Consider the following 20,202-nt stretch of genomic DNA (forward strand, 5'->3'; position numbering starts at 1 on the left):
TCCATGCCGAACTCAGAAGTGAAACACAACAGCGCCGATGGTAGTGTGGGGTCTCCCCATGTGAGAGTAGGACATCGCCAGGCTTTGAATATTGTCTAACCAGACACGCTGCGGAGCGGTAGTTCAGTTGGTTAGAATACCGGCCTGTCACGCCGGGGGTCGCGGGTTCGAGTCCCGTCCGCTCCGCCACTTATTAAGAAGCCCTGCTAGTAATAGCTGGGCTTTTTTCGTTTGAGAAAAATAGCATTTTATTTTTTATCACTCTCAGGACAGTCGTGTGGTAGCTACACTTTGTTCAATCTATTCTTATTCTTTTCGGTCTCTATGTCTTAGGTATAAAAAAGCCGATGTATTAAACATCGGCTAGAGAGACATGGTTCAGGAGATTTAGCTACGCAAAGCGGCTTTGGCTGACAGTGCTTTTTTATCTGAGTCTGAAAGAAAGGCTAATTCTAATCCGTTAATTTGCGCTTGTCTGATCTGCTCTTGAGAAAGGCCTGCTTGAAGTGCTGCAACTTCATATTCATGTGGAAGTTCAATACCTTCAACCGCTGGGTCATCAGTATTTAAACAAGCAAGTATCCCATGCTCTAAAAACTGTTTTATAGGATGATGAGCAAGAGAGTTTACTGTGCTCGTTTGGAAGTTTGACGTTAGGCAAGACTCAATGCCAATACGGTGTTTGGCAAGATAATCCATTAGCTTAGGGTCATGGACGGCTTTTACTCCGTGTCCAATGCGTTCTGCACCTAGCTCTTTAATTGCTTGCCACATACTTTCTGACCCCGCCGCCTCTCCAGCATGTACTGTAACTCTTAGTCCTGCATCTCGTACTTGTTTAAAGTGAGAAATAAATCGCTCGCCCGGTTGCCCAAGTTCATCGCCCGCCAAGTCGACTGCAACAATGTGCTGCTTTTGAGTCAAAATAGCGTCTAGCTCCTGCTGACAAGCATCGGTGCCAAAAGTGCGGCTCATTATTCCTATTAGGTTAGCCTGAATACCGAAGTCTCGAACGCCCGCTTGTACCCCATCAACTACAGCCTCAACAACGCCAGCGATAGGCAGTTGATGTTTCATAGCCATATAGTAAGGAGAGAACCTCAGCTCGGCATAATCAATTTGAGCATTTAAGGCATCTTCGACATTTTCGTAGGCGACTCTTCGGCAAGCATCGAGATCACCCAATACAGCAACTCCCCAATCAAGTTTTGATAAAAAGGCGACCAATGATGGTTCTGCTTCGACGATTTGTACATAAGGTGTGAGCTCTTCTATGTTGCCAGCTGGCAGCGCTACACCAAATCGTTGCCCTAGTTCTAAGATAGTTTTGGTTCGAATGTTGCCGTCAAGATGGCGATGCAAATCAGTAAGCGGTAGATTTTTAGTTATCATTATGTTTTTCCGAAAGTGTGTATGGCATCAAGTATAAAAATCAATGTGGCCAGTGTCAGCTAGCAAAGAGTATTAAATCACCCAATTCTGTTTATTTGGTTTTTATGTTTACCATATCTGTTGACCATTCGTTAAAAGGGATAGCTTTACTAAACAGAAAGCCTTGTCCCTGAGTGCAGTTAAGCATGGTTAGGAGATGGACTTGCTCTTTGGTTTCAATACCTTCTGCCACAATTTCGACATTAAACCCACGAGTCATGTTGATGATTGCCGCAACGACTGAGCTACTGAGATTTGTCTGTTCGAGCTGCGATACAAACGCCCTGTCTATTTTTAGACAATCGAATGGAAGTTGATGTAAATAAGAAAGGGAGCTGTATCCAGTACCAAAATCATCTATCGCGATATGGATGCCCAGCTCTTTGAGTTTGTTCATGTTTGCTAAAATAACTGGGTCGTTATCAACAATTCTTGATTCTGTGATCTCTAAAGCGAGGTTATTGGGTTCAAGCCCCGTTCTTTCCAAAGTCGCTTTGAGTTCATAAACAAACTGAGGTTGAGATAGCTGGTTCACTGAGAGGTTGACGTGCATTTTAAACGTCGATCCCCATTTACCCATCTTGATGCCTTGCATCGTGTCAAAACACGCTTGATACAAGATTTGCTCACCAATCAGGCCAATAAAGCCGCTTTCTTCAGCAATAGGAATGAATTCCAAGGGGGGAATGATATCACCGCTTGGTGTCACCCAGCGTGCCAAGGCTTCAGCTCCGATGATATCTCCCGTTGATAAGTTTACAATTGGTTGATAATGCGGAATATATTCTTTGTTCTCTATGGCAAGCTTAATTTGAGTGAGCATTTGCGTACGTTTACGAGAAACATCGTCCATCTCTGGAGAGTAATAGCAGATCCTTGAGCGCTCTTGCTTGGCGTGGCTGAGTGCGATGCTACCATTACGTAACCATAGCGCCATAGTATTGAGTGTGTCATTAGGGAGTACGATGCCAATGGAGGCATTGACGACCACTTTTTCATTATGCATTGAGAATGGGACAGCAAACATTTGTAATATACTGTTAGCCGCGGATTGGGCTTCATTCTTTTGTTGTAAAGAGGGGATGTAAATAGCGAATTCATCACCACCTGTACGAGCAATACATGAGGTGCTTGCAAATAGTGTGCGTAATTTTTCAGCAATAATTTGTAATAGTAAGTCACCTTGTTGATGCCCCAAGCTGTCATTAATATCTCTGAATTTATCGATGCCGATAAGCAATAGGCTGCCATTAATTTGATTTAATTGACTAAAATTATCAATTAAACCTTCACGGCTATAGAGCTTGGTTAGGGAATCGTAGATCAATTGGGAATGCAATGCCTTAAATGAGGCTTTTAGGTTGTTGGCCATTTCATTGAATGAATAAACAAGCAAACTCGTTTCATAAATATTGCCAGCTTTCGGCATGTTACTTTCCCAATCCCCTTTTGCTAGATGCTGAGCAGCAGCAGCGGTAGCGGTAATTGGAGTGGTGATTCGATTAAAGGCAATGAGCCCTATACCAATGCCGATAAGGCTGACAATACCGCCAATAATCCAACTGTTTTGTTGGTTTTCTGGCAATCGACCAAGTAGATCGGTTTCTGAAATCGAGACGCCAATAAACCATTCGATGCCATGTTTATCTTTAAAGGGAGTGAGATGATTAAAATAGCGGGTGCCATCAACTACCGTTTCGAATTTGTTGAGTGTTGCTGACAGCATTTTGTCATGGTTATCAATATAATGTGCACTGGCTTGGATCACTGGGTTGGCATTTTCGATAGCCAGTAGTCGCTCTCCTTTTGCCGACAGTTCGGTCCCCCAAGAGACAACGGTGCTGGTATTGGAGTGAGCCACTAACCTTTTTTCTGGATCAATAATATATACGTTGGCATGAGTTTTTTGTTGCAGTGAGGTCAGAAACGCATTGAACGTATCGATTTTCACATCAGTCACCAAAACACCGATGAATTTGTTCATAGAGAAAACGGGTGCTAAAGCAGAGAGCGTGATCTCTTGGCGTTCATCAACATTAGTGTAGATTGGCGACCAACTTGGGCTTAAACTTTGTGCAACTGGAGTATACCAGGGGCGAGTTCTTGGATCATAATCGGCAATGGTGGAGCGAATATCTTGATTGATGGTTTTTCCTGAGTAGATCACCAAGTTTTGCTGAGTTCGATTATCTTTCACCATCAAGGTAAAACTATCACCAATCTCTTTGCGAAAGCCCACGTACTCCGCCTGTTCGCCACCAAATCCGATCACATCAATTTGTTCTAGCGGTCGATAAAGCGTTTCAAAACTGGCAAGCAGATATCCTTCTACTTTACTGACATCGTCCGCAGAATAGAACTGACTAAAGCCGATCGTGTGGCTTAAAGCGAGGCTGGCTTGAAAAGGTTCATCGAGAAAACTGATCAGTCGCTGCTCTACATTGGCATTTAATGATGAAAGCTGTTTGCTGCTAATGTCATCAACCATCTCTTCATAACTGTATTTTTGTACACCCACAATCACTCCAATCGTTATGAGGAAAATCATAACAAATGGTAGAACAACGGCTGTTTTCAACGTTATTTGATTCGTAAATGACATGTCGTGTCTTCTGCATCCATACAAATTATCGGTAAAACACGCAAGGTGGTGGGTGATTGCATTGTGCCAGAAAGTGAATCACTGCACCTGATCATTAAAAAATTATCAGTAAAGTTCTTTTAACTTCCTTGTCAACGTATTGCGCCCCCACCCAAGCACCTTAGCTGCGTCTTGTTTGTGACCATTGGTGTGATGAAGTGCTGCTTCCAAAAGTATACGTTCAAATTCAGGAAGTGCATAAGAAAGCAGCTCTGTTTCTCCTGAAGCTAATGAAGATTTAGCCCAACTTGCGAGTTGTTGTTGCCAACTTATAGCACTATCAAAGTCACTATTTTTCTTTTCCGACAATAATTCGGAAGGAAGATCACTGGGTAGCACCTCGCTGCCACTGGCCATTACAGTTAACCAGCGACACATATTTTCAAGTTGTCGTACGTTTCCCGGCCATTCAAGACGATTCAAAATTTCAATGCTTTTAGGATGCAGCGTTTTCATTTCTACGCCTAATTCTTTTGCTGCAGAGGCGAGAAAGTGCTTGGTCAGTTTTTCTATATCTTGGCTTCGCTCACGCAGTGCTGGGATATGAATACGAATGACATTGAGACGGTGGAAGAGATCGTCACGAAACTTTCCTTGATGAACGAGTTTTTCTAAGTTTTGGTGAGTGGCGGCGACAATGCGTACATCCACTTTGATTGCTGAATGCCCTCCTACACGGTAAAACTGACCATCGGCTAAAACACGCAGTAGCCGAGTTTGAATGTCGAGCGGCATATCGCCAATTTCATCTAAGAATAGGGTGCCACCATTGGCCTGCTCAAAACGCCCTTGGCGGACATTGTTTGCACCAGTGAATGCTCCTTTCTCATGACCAAACAGTTCTGACTCGATGAGATCTTTTGGAATTGCGGCCATATTGAGGGCAATAAACGGTTTTTGGGCGCGTGGGCTATGGCGATGAAGCGCGTGAGCGACTAACTCTTTCCCGGTTCCTGATTCACCATTGATCAAGACTGAGATTGAGGAACGTGATAAACGGCCAATCGCCCGAAATACCTCTTGCATTGAAGGGGCTTCTCCAATGATTTCCGGTGTACTATCAACGCCAATCTGTTGATTGGATTGTTCTTTGCGCTGCTCCTGACTATGAGCAATGGCACGTTCAACCAAGGTGAGGGTTTCATCGACATCAAAAGGTTTAGGCAGATACTCAAAGGCACCCTTTTGATAGGCATTCACCGCGGCATCAAGATCTGAGTGGGCAGTCATGATGATGACGGGCAACTCAGGAGATCGTGAATGAACTTGGTTTAGCAGCTCAATACCATTCATGCCCGGCATGCGAATATCGGAAACGAGCACATCGGGCGTTTCTCTTTCTAGCGCCAGTAACACACTTTCGGCATCGGAAAACGTTTCGCATTTTATGTTGGCTGATGAGAGCGTTTTTTCCATCACCCAGCGGATCGAACTATCATCGTCCACCACCCAAACGTATCCTTTACTCATAATGTTTATTCCTTAGCAGCAAACCCAATCAGACATCGGTCAAATGGGTAAATAAATAGTAAATGTGGTTCGACCTGGCCAGCTTTCAACATCGATTTTTCCATTGTGCTGATCGATCAGGTTTTGTGAGATAGAAAGACCCAGCCCCGTTCCACCTTCACGGCCGCTGACCATGGGGTAAAACAGTGTGTCTTGTAATTCGGTAGGAATGCCTGGGCCGTTATCGCTGATTTCTATGCGTGCCACTAACTTATGGCGCTGTCCGTGAATATTGGCTTGGTGCACTGTTCTGGTGCGAAGTGTGATTTTACCATGCGGATCATGAGATAAAATCTGTGCCGCATTGCTGACGATATTCAGTAATGCCTGCTCGATTTGATCGGTATCCATCAAAATATCGGGCAAGCTGGGGTCATAATCTCGTTCAATCACCAAGTGTGTGCTGGCTTCTAGCTCAATCAATTGGCGGACTTTTTCCAATATTACATGGAGATTTTCAGAGCACTTCTTGCCCGGTTTTTGTGGGCCGAGCAAACGATCAACGAGCGCGCGCAGTCGATCGGCTTGTTCAATAATAATTTGGGTGTACTCAGTGAGACTGTGGTCCGGCAACATTCTTTCTAGCAGTTGCGCCGCGCCGCGTAGCCCACCTAATGGGTTTTTAATTTCATGCGCCAGCCCGCGAACTAAGAGCTTTGCCGCTTGCTGTTGGGCGTGCTGATTGAGCTCTTGTGTTAACCGTCGTTGTTGGCCAATTTTGCGCATTTCGACCAAAAGCATCAGCTCGCGTTGCCAAGATATAGGGCTCACGGTCACTTCCAGCATCAGTGGCTTACCATCGACCACAAACGTAACATCGCTATCAGTAATACTTTGGCCACTTTGCAACGGCTGAGAAAGCAGCGCTAAATCAAGAGAAGCGTGCTGGATGAGTTTTGACAGTGGTTGGTTGATAATTCGCTTAGCACTTTGGGAGAAGAGTTGTTCAGCCGCTGGATTGGCATAACGGATACAAAGAGACTCATCGAGCATCAAGGTGGCGGTAACGATATTATTTAAAATCGTTTGGCTTAGCTCACAATTCACGTTTTCATCCTTGTCCGTGTTCCCAAATGATGCAATGCACAACTTTGGTGCATTGCATGGCTAAGTATGGCGCATCGGTGTCAGAAGAAAAAGTGAAACCTGTTGTTATATCGAGCTTATTGGCGAAGAGTTCATCACTTGATGCTGGCTCGATGTAAATGCACCGTCACAGGGTTAGACGATGCAATAATCTTGCCGTTTACAACTACTTGAATTAAAAAGCGATGCGTTCCTCTATCTAGATTTTTCAGCGTCCAAGTAGGTTGAGTGGTGGGAGCGCCATAGGCCTTGTCATTCATGACCAATTGCAACTGTTCACTGACGGTTAAGTTGCGATTGAGTTCGGCGTTGATTGAAATAACGCCCGCATTGCTGCGTAAGGTTTCATCGTCAGCCGGAGAGCGAATTGCAATGGTTAGCGGTTCTATTTTGTTGACATGGGTTGCGGATTTTTCCAGTGGCAGCTCTTTGGTAAGGTTAGTGACGGGGTGAGAGTTTTCAAAGGTTGGCTCAGGCGCATCGGCCTGAAAATCAGGAATCGAAATTTGCTTTGCTCCCTTATCTTGTGGGACATCGCTAAGATGCAACACGCCGTTCGCATCCACCCACGTATAGACGTTTTGTGCAATTGAAGTCGCGGAATAAAGCATGATGAGTGTTAGGAGTAAAGTTCGGATCAGATTCACAGGCATCCCCCTATATAGAGATGTTTTCACGTTAAGGGTATCGGCTTTTGAGTGCCGTTATTGTTGTAACGCTAATGTTACGACGTTCGGAATTAACCCCAAATATGAAAAAGGCTCACCTGCGAGGCGAGCCTAATAAATCCGTAACCTAAGTTACATTTTGTACTAAAGCTAAGAATTATACCGAGTAGTACAATTCAAATTCTAGTGGGTGAACGGCCATGTTGACGCGTTCTACATCTTTTGCTTTTAGCGTGATGTATGAGTTGATGAAATCATCAGAGAATACGCCGCCAGCGGTCAGGAATTCACGATCTTCATCCAGTGCTTTCAGTGCCACTTCAAGTGACTCGGCTACTTTTGGAATCTCAGCGGCTTCTTCTGCTGGTAAGTCGTACAAATCTTTATCCATCGCCTCTCCTGGATGGATTTTGTTCTTGATACCATCAAGACCAGCCATAAGAAGAGCGGCAAACGCTAGGTATGGGTTTGCTGCTGGATCTGGGAAACGAGCTTCGATACGACGTGCTTTCGGGCTTGGTACCACTGGAATACGGATAGACGCAGAACGGTTACGAGCCGAGTAAGCTAGCATTACCGGTGCTTCAAACCCAGGGACAAGGCGCTTGTACGAGTTTGTTGATGGGTTAGCAAATGCGTTGATGGCACGCGCGTGCTTGATGATACCGCCAATGTAGTAAAGCGCTAAGTCAGATAGACCGCCGTACTTGTCACCAGCAAATAGGTTTACACCATCTTTTGCAAGAGATTGGTGAACGTGCATACCTGAACCGTTGTCGCCAACAAGAGGCTTAGGCATGAAGGTCGCTGTTTTACCAAAGGCGTGCGCAACGTTGTGCACCACGTATTTGTAGATTTGGATCTCATCGGCTTTCGTGGTTAGCGTATTAAAGCGAGTGGCGATTTCGTTTTGACCTGCGGTCGCTACTTCATGGTGGTGAGCTTCAACGACGAGGCCCATCTCTTCCATGATCAAACACATGGCTGAACGGATGTCTTGTGATGAGTCAACCGGTGCAACAGGGAAATAACCACCTTTCACACCAGGGCGGTGACCTTTGTTACCACCTTCAATTTCAGCGCCAGTGTTCCAAGCCGCTTCGATATCATCAATTTTGAATGAGGCACCAGACATATTGTTGGTGTATTTCACGTCATCAAAAAGGAAGAACTCTGGCTCTGGACCGACAAGAACGGTGTCTGCGATACCTGTTGAACGCATGTAATCTTCTGCGCGTTTTGCGATAGAGCGTGGGTCACGATCGTAGCCTTGCATGGTTGCAGGCTCTAGAATGTCACAACGAATGTTAAGTGTTGCGTCTTCTGTGAACGGGTCAAGAACTGCACTTGATGCATCAGGCATCATCACCATGTCAGACTCATTGATTCCTTTCCAGCCAGCAACGGATGAACCATCGAACATCTTACCTTCTTCGAAGAAGTCTGCGTCGACTTGATGAGCAGGAATAGAGATATGTTGCTCTTTGCCTTTCGTGTCGGTAAAGCGCAGGTCAACAAACTTAACTTCGTTTTCTTGGATCAGCGATAGAACGTTTTCTACTGACATCTTGGATAACCTCCAGTGTTATTAAAGCGGTAATGGCCCGAATCGAATTGAAACTAGCATTGATTAATTTCATTCTAAACTTATTAATCGATGCTGTTTCTAACAAAGCTAAATTCGTGCCAATTAAATTAATCCTTTAATTTCAAGTGCTTTGGTTGTTCTTTGTCGAATTTAAATGCTTCTCTGCACCAAAAAGATCCTTATTTGCACTGTTTTGGTGCCTTGAGTTTTATGTTGCACCATTAACTACCAAAGCGCACACTATTCAGCCTAGGTTTACTAGGCTTGTCAATGCTGATTTAGTCCATTTTGATGCAATTTGTTTTAAAGCAAGTAGCGGACTAAGCTTGTGGTGAGCGAAAATCAGCGCGATAGATCACATATTTCTAGGTTTTTCGCCAAAATCTGGTACATTATTGACCGTTTTTTTAATCAAGTTCTATGCTCGTTGCGGCCTCATGCCGAAGCGAGTTACTCCCTTAATAAGTGAAGCAAAATCCATGGCTACTCCACAGATTGATAAATTAAGAAATATCGCGATCATCGCACACGTTGACCACGGTAAAACAACGTTGGTTGATAAACTGCTGCAACAGTCAGGTACGTTAGAGTCTCGCGGTAATACGGAAGAGCGGGTCATGGACTCGAACGATATCGAGAAAGAGCGCGGTATCACTATCCTTGCAAAAAATACAGCCATTAACTGGAATGATTTCCGTATCAACATCGTAGATACTCCAGGACACGCCGACTTCGGTGGTGAAGTTGAGCGTATCATGTCAATGGTTGACTCTGTTTTGCTGATTGTTGATGCGGTTGATGGCCCAATGCCACAAACTCGCTTCGTAACACAAAAAGCCTTTGCTCACGGTTTGAAACCAATTGTTGTTATTAACAAAATTGACCGTCCTGGTGCTCGCCCTGATTGGGTTATGGATCAAGTGTTCGACCTGTTCGACAATCTTGGTGCAACAGATGAGCAGCTCGACTTTAAAGTGGTTTATGCCTCTGCACTGAACGGTTGGGCGACACTTAACGAAGGCGAAGTTGGCGAAAACATGGAACCTTTGTTCCAAGCGATCGTTGACAATGTAGAGTCACCACAAGTTGACCTTGATGGCCCACTACAAATGCAAGTTTCTCAACTTGATTACAGCTCTTACGTTGGTGTTATCGGTGTTTGTCGTGTGACTCGTGGTAGCGTAAAAGCGAACCAACAAGTAACAGTTGTCGGCGCTGATGGTAAGAAACGTAACGGTAAAGTTGGTACAGTTCTGGGTTATCTTGGCCTTGAGCGTAACGAAGTTGAACAAGCTAACGCTGGCGACATCATTGCGGTAACAGGTTTAGGTGAGCTGAAAATTTCAGACACCATTTGTGATCAAAACTGTGTTGAAGCCATGGTGCCGCTATCCGTTGATGAACCGACAGTGACCATGACTTTCCAAGTCAATACCTCACCGTTTGCAGGTAAAGAAGGTAAATACGTGACTTCACGTAATATCCTTGAGCGTCTGCAAAAAGAGCTTGTTCATAACGTAGCATTGCGTGTTGAAGAAACCGACAACCCAGATCGCTTCCGCGTTTCAGGTCGTGGTGAACTTCACCTATCAATCCTGATTGAGAACATGCGTCGTGAAGGCTTTGAGCTTGCGGTTTCTCGTCCTGAAGTTATTTTGAAGGAAGAAGACGGCCAGAAAATGGAACCGTTCGAAACCGTAACGATCGATGTGATGGAAGAGAGCCAAGGCGGCGTGATGGAGAAAATCGGCCTACGTAAAGGTGAGCTGACGAACATGACTCCAGACGGCAAAGGCCGTGTGCGTCTTGATTTCATGATGCCTTCTCGCGGTTTGATTGGTTTCCAAACAGAATTCATGACCTTAACCTCAGGTTCAGGTTTGCTTTACCATACGTTTGATCATTACGGCCTACACAAAGGCGGTAACATTGGTCAACGTAACAACGGCGTGTTGATATCTAACGCGACAGGTAAAGCGTTGACTTACGCTCTATTCAACCTACAAGAGCGCGGTCGCCTATTTACTGAGCACGCAGATGAAGTGTACGAAGGCCAAGTGATCGGTATCCACAACCGTTCTAACGACCTAACAGTGAATTGCTTGAAAGGCAAGCAGCTGACAAACGTTCGTGCTTCTGGTACTGATGAAGCGCAAGTATTGTCACCTGCAATTAAGTTTACACTTGAGCAAGCACTTGAGTTTATTGACGACGATGAACTAGTGGAAGTGACCCCGCAGAGCATTCGTATCCGTAAACGTCATTTGACTGAAAATGATCGTAAACGTGCAAGCCGTGGCTAATACCGTCATGGTATAAGTTAACGAGTTAATCTAAGGGCGAGGAGTGTACTTCTCGCCCTTTGCTTATCTGCAATATAGTCAGTTTTAGGTATAGAATGGTGATTGATGATAAAAATAAGCAGGGAGAAGGCATTTGAAAATTAAAAAGCTTGGCAAACAATGTTTACTGTTTACGCGTTATTTACTCAGCCGGATGGATCATGACCGCGTCAATGTTAATGCGGGCTATTTGGCTTATATCACGTTGTTGTCGATCGTACCTATGCTTACCGTGCTGTTATCAATTCTCTCCTCATTTTCTATTTTTGCCAATGTCGGTATGGTTATTCAAGATTTTGTGATCACCCATTTTGTGCCTGCCGCAGGCGATGTAGTGCGAGAGGCGTTGCTCGAATTTATCGCGAATACAGGTAAGATGACGGCCGTGGGCGGGGTATTTTTATTCGTTGCAGCTTTAATGCTGATTTCCAATATTGACAAGAATTTGAACTACATTTGGCGAGTTAAAGATAAACGGCGCATGGTGCTCTCTTTTTCAATGTATTGGATGGTTCTTACGCTCGGGCCAATTTTAGTCGGCGCGAGTATTGCGGCAACCTCGTATATTACCTCACTCAAGATTATTGACAGCGAAGCACTCTCTGGTGCTTATAATTTGTTGCTGCGCTGGCTACCTTTTATTTTGTCATTCTCTGCTTTTGTCGGTTTGTACCTGCTGGTGCCGAATAAAAAAGTGCATCTTTCACACGCCTTGGTCGGGGCAATGGTGGCGGCTATTTTATTTGAGTTCAGTAAAAAAGGGTTTGCTGCTTATATTACTCAGTTTCCCTCCTATCAACTGATTTACGGCGCACTGGCGGCGATCCCTATTCTGTTTGTGTGGGTCTACTTATGCTGGATGATTGTGCTCGTTGGGGCGGAGGTGACGGCGACTTTGGGTGAAAAAGAGCACTGGAGCAATGAGCAAGAAATGCTAAACTCATTGCCTATCTCCGAGCAAATGATAAAGGGAAATCAGAGTGATAGCGTTGATCCAGAGAGTGAGTGAAGCGGCGGTACGTGTTGATGGGGAAGTGGTTGGCGAAATCAATCAAGGCTTACTGGTGCTACTTGGTGTCGAAAGAGATGACGATGAGGCAAAGGCCAAACGTCTAGTTGAACGTGTGACTCAGTACCGCGTGTTTGAAGATGAAGAGGGAAAAATGAACTTGAACGTGCAACAAGTGAACGGTCAGGTTTTAGTGGTGTCTCAATTTACATTGCCAGCCGATACCAAAAAGGGGACGCGTGCCGGATTTTCAAAAGGTGCACACCCTGCTGATGCTGAGCGTCTGTATGATTACTTTTCGGATTTGTGTGAGCACATTTTGCCAACTCAGCGTGGCCGCTTTGCACAAGATATGAAAGTCTCGCTGATTAATGATGGCCCAGTGACATTCTGGCTTCAGGTTTAATAAAGAAATGGATAGAGCCTCCTTCGTTGGGATCATGCGGAGTATGAGAGGCTGTGATTTAGGGATAACCAAATGTTTAAACTGATTACGCCAAGTACCGACAACCAACTGAATAAATACTACCATTTTCGCTGGCAAATGCTGCGTGAGCCATGGCATCTACCGATCGGCTCGGAGCGTGATGAGTATGATGGCATGAGCCACCACAGGATGATTGTCGATGGTCGTAACCGACCGATTGCTATTGGTCGCTTGTACATTACGCCAGATTGCGAAGGGCAAATTCGCTATATGGCGGTTAAAAGTAGCCGTCGCAATAAAGGTATGGGCTCTTTGGTGCTGGTGGCGCTAGAGTCACTGGCTCGTCAAGAAGGTGCAAAGCGCCTAGTCTGTAGCGCCCGTGAAGATGCGATTGCATTTTATGAAAAGAACGGCTTTGAACGCCGGGGCTCGCTCAATGATGAACGCGGGCCAGTGCGACATCAACAAATGGTCAAACCGCTTGATCCCATGGCCAATGTGATTCGCAAACCTGAATGGTGTACTGAACTGCAAGAACGCTGGGCCACGCACATTCCTATCAGCGAAAAAATGGGCATTAAGGTGACTCAATATACGGGCTACCAATTTGAGTGCAGCGCTCAGCTCAATCCGAATTTGAACCCACACAACACCTTATTTGCAGGCTCGGCATTTACCCTTGCCACCTTGACCGGATGGGGAATGGCATGGTTGCTGATGCGTGAGCGAAGCCTGAATGGCGATATTGTTTTGGTTGATAGCCGCATCCGCTATCGTCACCCTGTGGTGCATAACCCTTTAGCCTTCACTTCATTGGATGGCATCAGTGGCGATTTAGATCGTTTAGCCAGTGGACGTAAAGCGCGTATCGTCGTCAATGTCACTATCACCAGTGGCGGTAAACCCGCCGTTGAATTTACGGGAACCTATATGTTGATCCCCAATTACAAGGCATTGTTAGCCGCCGCATCATCGGCTGAGTAAGTATCGGTTTCTGGATCACACGAATAGATGGTGTGCTGTGTGTTGTGGAGCAGTTCGAAGTGCATCTCACGGCACATCTGTTGGAGGTTAAGGTTAAGTTGTCCTTTCTCCAACTTGACCAAATCCACGTGACCATCAAGGTTTGCCTTGAGCGTCTTTCCAACCAGCGGCGTTGTATTAATCATCATCCGCCCTCTGTCTGAGTGAATGACTAAACCTTCGAGCGTAAACGGCTCATGGCTGAGGTTTTGCTCAGGATCGCTTAGCGTTAATATGCCTTGTCGAATATTGAGCGTTGCTTCACCTGTGAGGGAGTGGGCGAAGGTGGCGTAGTCTCCGGCGAGGCCGTTGACCTGCGCTTCCAATTCACTGATACCCTCTATGGTAAAGGGAAGCTGGGTGACTTTATTGAGCACAGCTAGCGGTAGCCCATCGGCATGAATGTTGGTTTGCCAAGGCTGACTTAACGTTTGGAAATTCCAACGCGCAGTGGCATCGATATAGCCGTTTTCTAACGGCATGAATAAACGATCTAGGTACCATTGGCCTTGTTCGCTGCGCATCTCAACGACGCTTTGCGTGCTCAATAGTGAATCGTAGCTGGCGCTGTTTGCGCTGATATTGAGCGTGCCTTGCCACAATCCCAAGCGCTTCTTTTTTACGAGAGTTAACTGCTTCCCTTTGGCGTGGACACCAGACAATTGCCAATAAGGTGGCGCAAACAATTGAATGAGTTGGCTATTGGCGATGGTGAGTTGCTCGATGGTGAGGTTCTCAACCCACGGCCAATGCTGGCTCAGCGACGTAAAATCATCTTTGCTTTCGCTCACCCATTTTACACCGCGAATAGTGAGCTGTTGCAGCGATGCTGAGGTTGGGGTGATAACACCCGCCCATTGAATATCACCTTGCTTAAATTCACTACTAAAATCCTCAATGATCAGTTTACCCGGCTCGGTGCGCAGGCTAAAGGTCGGCTCCACCCACTGCTGACCTAGCCAAGTTGCATCGTCGGCTCGCAGCGATAATTTACCTTGTTGCTGCTGCCAAATATTGCTGTGTGGATAAATGTTCTCCAGCGAAATATCGACGTTACGCAAGCTGATATCCGCAAGCTCGATCTGACTGTTTAAAATATCTAAGCTATTGATATGGTCTATTTTGTCAAAGAGCTGAAACCAACCCGATTGGCGTAAGGAATGACTCATATCTCGGCTAAGATTGAGTTTTTCCAGTGTCACATTGATCAGCGACCAACCTTGAGGATACTGCTCGGCTTGACCTGAAATAGCCGCGCCGCGCCATGACAACGAGAGCCCATAGACAGTGCTGTTGGCAGGTTTGTAATCCATATCGAGCAGTAGGTTATTCAGCGCTTCTCCTTGCCAATAAAATTGTTCGGCTGAGAGTTGTATCTCGCCGAAAGGCAGAGCTGTTGGAGCATCCGGCCAATGTGGATTTTTAATCTGTAGGTTAACACCGCGCGCTAGCCAACCTTGTTGGGCGATGTCGGCGTGATTGAGCGCGATTTGGCTCACCGAAATGGGCCATGATCGCAAATCGGTAGGAAGGCCATTTTGTAGACTGATACCACTAAGTAGCACGCTATCAACGGCGATTTTTTGGTCGCGAATGAGCTGTGGGCTGAGCCAAATATCGGCTTGCTCTATCGGGATATGCTGCTTATTTTGCCGCAGTGTTAATTGGTTGAACTGAAAATGCAAAGGATACTGGTATTGAAGAGATTGAAACGTCACGTTTCCTTTCGAAAGCCGTTCAACGAGAGTTTGAGCAACGGGAGTAGCATAAGAGGTATGTAGCAGTGCAAACATACCCAGCATGAAAGTGAGAAATAGCGCGATGATCGCAATCAGCAATGCCAAAGCCTTGTTCATGGTGTCCTTACTCGTAAATCGTTACCTGCGACAGAGTGAAACAAATTACCTCACGCAGCAACAAAAAAAGCCCCTTATCAAAGGGGCTTGCTACTGACTTATCAGTTTTAGTCGAGTTGTGGGCCTGCGGCCACTAATGCTTTACCTTCTGCGTTATCAGTATACTTGGCAAAGTTATTGATAAAGCGCGAGGCGAGATCTTCAGCTTTGCTTGTCCATTGTAGAGGATCCACGTAAGTATCGCGTGGGTCGAGAATGGTTGGGTTCACACCAGGTAGTGAGGTTGGTACTTCAAGATTGAAGATTGGAATATGCTTGGTTGCTGCCTTCTCAATCGAACCATCTAAGATAGCGTCAATGATGGCGCGGGTATCTTGAATCGAGATGCGTTTACCGCTGCCGTTCCAACCAGTGTTGACTAGATAAGCTTCAGCACCAGCTGCTTCCATACGTTTTACCAGCACTTCGGCATATTGTGTTGGGTGGAGCGTTAAAAACGCTGCGCCAAAACAGGCTGAGAAGGTTGGTGTTGGTTCGGTGATGCCACGTTCAGTACCCGCTAGTTTTGCCGTAAAGCCAGACAAGAAGTGATACTTGGTTTGTTCTGGAGTCAATTTAGAGACTGGTGGAAGCACACCAAATGCATCCGCAGATAGGAAGATCACTTTATTGGCGTGACCACCTTTCGATACAGGCTTAACGATGTTTTCGATGTGGTAGATAGGATAAGAAACACGAGTATTCTCGGTTTTAGAACCATCATCAAAGTCAATCGAACCATCGCTACGTACTGTGACGTTTTCCAGTAGCGCATCACGGCGGATCGCGTTGTAGATGTCAGGCTCGGCTTCTTTGGAGAGCTTGATGGTTTTCGCGTAGCAACCGCCTTCAAAGTTAAACACGCCATCATCATCCCAGCCGTGCTCGTCATCGCCGATTAACGCGCGTTTTGGATCGGTAGAGAGTGTGGTTTTTCCTGTGCCAGATAGGCCAAAGAAAATCGCCACATCGCCATCTTTAGCCATGTTGGCTGAACAGTGCATTGAAGCAATACCTTGCAGTGGAAGGAAGTAGTTCATCATTGCGAACATCCCTTTCTTCATTTCACCGCCGTACCAAGTACCGCCGATCAACTGCATTTTTTCCGTTAAGTTAAACACAGTGAAGTTTTCTGAGTTCAGGCCTTGCTCTTGCCATTTGTCATTGGTGCATTTGGCACCATTCATGACCACAAAATCAGGTTCGAAGTTAGCTAGCTCTTCTTCTGTTGGGCGAATGAACATGTTTTTGACGAAGTGCGCTTGCCACGCCACTTCAGTAATGAAGCGCACGCAAAGGCGCGTATCTGCGTTGGCACCACAGTAACCGTCAAGAACGAATAGACGTTTAGCGGATAGTTGACGACCCACTAGTGCTTTTAGATCATTCCATACTTCTTGGTTAATCGGTTTGTTATCGTTTTTCGCTTGTTCAGATGTCCACCATAGGGTATCGCGTGTGGTGTCATCTTTGACAATGAATTTATCTTTTGGTGAGCGGCCTGTAAAAATGCCAGTATCAACGGCAACAGCGCCAAGTTCAGTGACGACGCCTTTTTCGTAGCCTTCAAGGTCTGGGCGAGTTTCCTCGGCAAATAACAGTTCATAGCTTGGGTTGCGAACCACTTCGACTACGTTGGTTATTCCGTATTTGGTCAGGTCTAGTTGTGCAGCCTTTGTATGTTCCATAACGGTCATAGGTGCTCCTTGTAAGAGATTTTGTAGGGATTTTGTAATAATGTTTGTAATTGTTATCTGCTCACCATGCTAGCAACGGGTGGGGGATAAAACAGGGACACAGTTCAAAAATTGCCCATGACACTCCTGTGGTTTTAGGTGTCCCGTCACATATTGGCGCAACTATTTTATCGCGTACGCAAACCTTTGCGCTAGATCAATAAGATTAATACTTTTAAAAAAATAAGTACGCCATTCTGTTTGTTTAAGGCTTGATTTTACTGGGTTTTGATCACAAAAAAAGCCAGCGTAAAGCTGGCTCTGATACGTTTTCTTCGTGCTTGTTAATTCATGCAAATTAATGAATTGTGTTGCTTCCTGAGGAGGCTTGTGCGTAGAGTGTTGCGATCTCAGCCTCTTCAAATGAGTAGTTGGTGCCACAGTAATCACAATGTAAAGAAACGGATCCTTCAGACGATAAAATGTCGTAAATTTCCTCTTTGCCTATTGTGATGATGGCCGCCCCACTGCGTTCACGTGAACAACCACAATGAAATTCCACGGGTTGTGGGGTGAACAACTGAACTTTCTCTTGGTTATACAGGCGATACAACAGATCAGTGGCTTCTAAGGTGAACAGCTCTTCGTTTTTTACGGTGTTAGTTAACTGCTCTAAGTGCTCAAAATCATCGGGCGTACCCGTTCCGTCCGGAATGGTTTGCAGCAACATGCCAGCGGCACAGGCTTTTCCATCTTGCGTACCAATGCGTATCCAAAGGCGTGTTTTCAACTGTTCAGAGCGGATGAAGTAACCTTCCAGCACTTCCACTAAGTTATCACCCTCTAAACCGACCACACCTTGGTAGCGCTCGCCTTTTTTGGGCTCGATAGTGATAACTAAATGGCCTTTACCCATCAAAGTGTGTAGGTCGGCATCATCGGCAATATCGCCTTTCCAGCGTGCGACACCACGCACTTTCTGTTCATTATCGCCATTGATAACGACTAAGGAAACTGGGCCACTGCCTTGCAGTTGCATGGTAATTGAGCCTTCAAACTTTAGCGTTGCGGTTAGCAAGGTCGTTGCGACGAGCAGTTCGCCCAAAAGTTTTTGTACTGGGGCTGGATATTCCTGGCTCGAAAGGATGTGTTGATACGCGTCGTCTAATTGTACCAACTCGCCACGTACGGATAGATCTTCAAATAAGTAGCGATTTAAAATGTTATTTGCCATTTAGCTATTTCCTCGGAACATGGTCCAGCTTTTATTGATGTTTAAATTTAATGATGTCACGACGTTCTTTTTTGTCTGGTCTGCGTTCGGGGCTTGGGTTGTGTGCGTTGAGCTTACGTTGCTCGGCATGATGGGCACGTTTGGCGATGCTTGCTGCGGTTTCCGAATACAGGGTTTGTGCTTCCGGCGCGCTGCGCCTTTGCCCTAACAGATTGATCACAGTGACGATTTTCTCTTCTTGGCCTTGGCGCAAGGTAATCGTTGCCCCAAGCTCGACAATTTTACTTGGCTTGGTGCGTTGGCCATTATAATGGACTTTACCACCATCGACCATACTGCGTGCGATCGACCGCGTTTTATAAAATCGTGCTGCCCATAGCCATTTATCCAATCTTATTTGCTCTGTCGCAGAACTCATACTACAAATGTGCCTCAAAGGGAGTTAGTCTTGTACGTTTTATGGCCTTTACAATGGTGTTTTGGTTCCAGATTTTCAAGCTACCCGACAAAATAATGTCAGTAAAAATGACGAGAATGTCTCCTATGATATATTAATGTGTTTTTGTAGCGCGATCTTCGCGGTCTTATGTATCTGTTCCATTTAAATGGAAGCATAGTTTAAATGAAATGGAAGTATAGTTTGAGGCCAATCCGCCGGTTTTCGTCTGGCTAACGGCTCATGAATGTGAAATATCATGGTTGAAGTAAGAAAATATCAGTAAGGACATCTTTTGAGGCGAATCGATTTTAGCAGTATGACCTCATCTCGCTTATGGCAAGCAGGTTTGCTACAAAAAATACCGCAATGGCAGAAACAAATCAGCCAATTTCTTACCTTAGTATTGCTGGTCACGTCGGCTTGGATTCTAGGAAAAATGGTGTGGCTGATTCAGCAAAACGCGGTTGATATAACGCCTTGGTCTCCAAGAGCAATCGCATCAACGCCGAATGCGGCGCGTTCGCTTGATCTCTCTTCTTTACAACAAGGAAGTTTATTTGGTCGCTATAGCGAGCAGAAGGTCGAAGCCGCACAGCCTGTGGTCAAAGATGCACCTAAAACCAGCCTTAGCTTATTATTGGTTGGGGTGGTGGCGAGCAATGAACCGAGTAAGAGTCTAGCGGTAATCGCAAATCGTGGCAGTCAATCGACCTATGGTGTTAACGAAGTCATTGAAGGAACCCGTGTCAAATTGAAAGCGGTGTTCAATGATCGCGTTATTATTGATAACTCAGGGCGCGATGAAACCTTGATGTTGGATGGAATTGACTATCATAAACCGAGTGTAGCAACGCCTGAGCGCGTTGTTGCATCGAATGTGCGTGGTAATAACCCAGCGTCTGCAGAAGAGAAGTTGGATGATATTCGCGCCGCTATTGCCAGCAATCCGCAAGAAATCTTTAAATATGTGCGCCTGTCGCAAGTGAAACGTGATGACAAAGTGCTTGGATACCGAGTGAGCCCCGGGCAATCTCCTGAGCTGTTTGAGTCGGTAGGGCTACAAGATGGCGATGTCGCAATCGCGCTAAATGGTCAGGATTTAACGGACCCAGACGCCATGAATAAGATTTTTCAGTCAGTCTCTGAGTTAACCGAAATGAACTTAACAGTCGAAAGAGACGGGCAATCCCATGACATTTATATCCAATTTTAGACAGACTGATGCATGAGCATG

15 protein-coding genes, 1 tRNA gene and 1 rRNA gene are annotated in these 20,202 nt (G+C 45.6%); 7 read left to right on the forward strand and 10 right to left on the reverse strand.

The window, feature by feature from the left end; translation table 11 throughout:
- Positions 1–83: ribosomal RNA gene (gene rrf, locus AACU59_RS18210) — 5S ribosomal RNA — on the forward strand; the annotation flags it as partial.
- 29 nt (positions 84–112) lie between these two features.
- Positions 113–189: transfer RNA gene (locus AACU59_RS17060), tRNA-Asp, on the forward strand.
- A 198-nt stretch (positions 190–387) separates the two neighbouring features.
- On the opposite strand, the gene add is transcribed toward AACU59_RS17060, so the two are convergent.
- The 6 genes from add to glnA form a co-directional block, all read right to left on the reverse strand.
- Entirely contained in the window at positions 388–1,392 is a 1,005-nt protein-coding gene (gene add, locus AACU59_RS17065) for an adenosine deaminase (protein ID WP_094145040.1), read from the reverse strand.
- 91 nt (positions 1,393–1,483) lie between these two features.
- On the reverse strand, positions 1,484–4,033 hold the full coding sequence (locus AACU59_RS17070) for an EAL domain-containing protein (RefSeq protein ID WP_443280678.1): 2,550 nt from the start codon (positions 4,031–4,033) through the stop codon (positions 1,484–1,486).
- A gap of 105 nt (positions 4,034–4,138) precedes the next feature.
- Complete coding sequence (gene glnG / locus AACU59_RS17075; protein ID WP_088731466.1) at positions 4,139–5,542, reverse strand: nitrogen regulation protein NR(I); 1,404 nt, start codon at positions 5,540–5,542, stop codon at positions 4,139–4,141.
- Between the two features lie 39 nt (positions 5,543–5,581).
- Positions 5,582–6,628 carry a nitrogen regulation protein NR(II) gene (gene glnL, locus AACU59_RS17080; RefSeq protein WP_026028990.1) on the reverse strand — a complete coding sequence of 349 codons (1,047 nt, stop codon included), beginning with the start codon at positions 6,626–6,628 and terminating at the stop codon, positions 5,582–5,584.
- Positions 6,629–6,762: 134 nt separating this feature from the next.
- Entirely contained in the window at positions 6,763–7,320 is a 558-nt protein-coding gene (locus AACU59_RS17085; protein ID WP_237666572.1) for a DUF4124 domain-containing protein, read from the reverse strand.
- A gap of 172 nt (positions 7,321–7,492) precedes the next feature.
- Positions 7,493–8,902, reverse strand: coding sequence for a glutamate--ammonia ligase (gene glnA / locus AACU59_RS17090; protein ID WP_017043509.1), 1,410 nt, complete (start codon positions 8,900–8,902; stop codon positions 7,493–7,495).
- A gap of 500 nt (positions 8,903–9,402) precedes the next feature.
- On the opposite strand from glnA, the gene typA reads away from it, so the two are divergent.
- From typA to AACU59_RS17110, 4 genes are all read left to right on the forward strand, one after another.
- Complete coding sequence (typA, locus tag AACU59_RS17095) at positions 9,403–11,226, forward strand: translational GTPase TypA (protein WP_010319743.1); 1,824 nt, start codon at positions 9,403–9,405, stop codon at positions 11,224–11,226.
- 133 nt (positions 11,227–11,359) lie between these two features.
- The gene (locus AACU59_RS17100) at positions 11,360–12,274 is read left to right on the forward strand and encodes a virulence factor BrkB family protein (protein ID WP_017045688.1); all 915 of its coding nucleotides are present in this window, start codon (positions 11,360–11,362) and stop codon (positions 12,272–12,274) included.
- Positions 12,246–12,680 (forward strand): D-aminoacyl-tRNA deacylase, encoded by a 435-nt coding sequence (gene dtd, locus AACU59_RS17105; protein ID WP_013855445.1) that lies wholly within the window; start codon positions 12,246–12,248, stop codon positions 12,678–12,680. Before AACU59_RS17100 ends, dtd begins: the two co-directional genes overlap by 29 nt.
- 72 nt (positions 12,681–12,752) lie before the next feature.
- Positions 12,753–13,685: a bifunctional GNAT family N-acetyltransferase/hotdog fold thioesterase gene (locus AACU59_RS17110; protein ID WP_017043511.1), complete on the forward strand. Its 933-nt coding sequence runs from the start codon at positions 12,753–12,755 to the stop codon at positions 13,683–13,685.
- Here AACU59_RS17110 and AACU59_RS17115 read toward each other — a convergent pair.
- The 4 genes from AACU59_RS17115 to hslR all read right to left on the reverse strand — a co-directional run bounded on the left by AACU59_RS17115 (position 13,646) and on the right by hslR (position 18,947).
- Entirely contained in the window at positions 13,646–15,580 is a 1,935-nt protein-coding gene (locus tag AACU59_RS17115; protein WP_094145038.1) for an AsmA family protein, read from the reverse strand. The two genes, AACU59_RS17110 and AACU59_RS17115, sit on opposite strands and share 40 nt — an antisense overlap.
- Before the next feature lie 107 nt (positions 15,581–15,687).
- A complete protein-coding gene (gene pckA / locus AACU59_RS17120; protein WP_013855443.1) occupies positions 15,688–17,316 on the reverse strand; it encodes a phosphoenolpyruvate carboxykinase (ATP) in 1,629 nt (542 codons plus the stop codon).
- 337 nt (positions 17,317–17,653) lie between these two features.
- Entirely contained in the window at positions 17,654–18,529 is an 876-nt protein-coding gene (hslO, locus tag AACU59_RS17125; protein WP_094145037.1) for an Hsp33 family molecular chaperone HslO, read from the reverse strand.
- Between the two features lie 31 nt (positions 18,530–18,560).
- The gene (hslR, locus tag AACU59_RS17130) at positions 18,561–18,947 is read right to left on the reverse strand and encodes a ribosome-associated heat shock protein Hsp15 (RefSeq protein WP_026028320.1); all 387 of its coding nucleotides are present in this window, start codon (positions 18,945–18,947) and stop codon (positions 18,561–18,563) included.
- A 337-nt stretch (positions 18,948–19,284) separates the two neighbouring features.
- On the opposite strand from hslR, the gene gspC reads away from it, so the two are divergent.
- Positions 19,285–20,181, forward strand: coding sequence for a type II secretion system protein GspC (gene gspC, locus AACU59_RS17135; protein ID WP_228376488.1), 897 nt, complete (start codon positions 19,285–19,287; stop codon positions 20,179–20,181).
- The last annotated feature ends 21 nt before the right edge of the window (positions 20,182–20,202 follow it).

The sequence above is a fragment of the Vibrio sp. V23_P3S9T160 genome (assembly GCF_963886625.1).
GTDB classification, from domain to species: Bacteria; Pseudomonadota; Gammaproteobacteria; order Enterobacterales; family Vibrionaceae; genus Vibrio; species Vibrio anguillarum.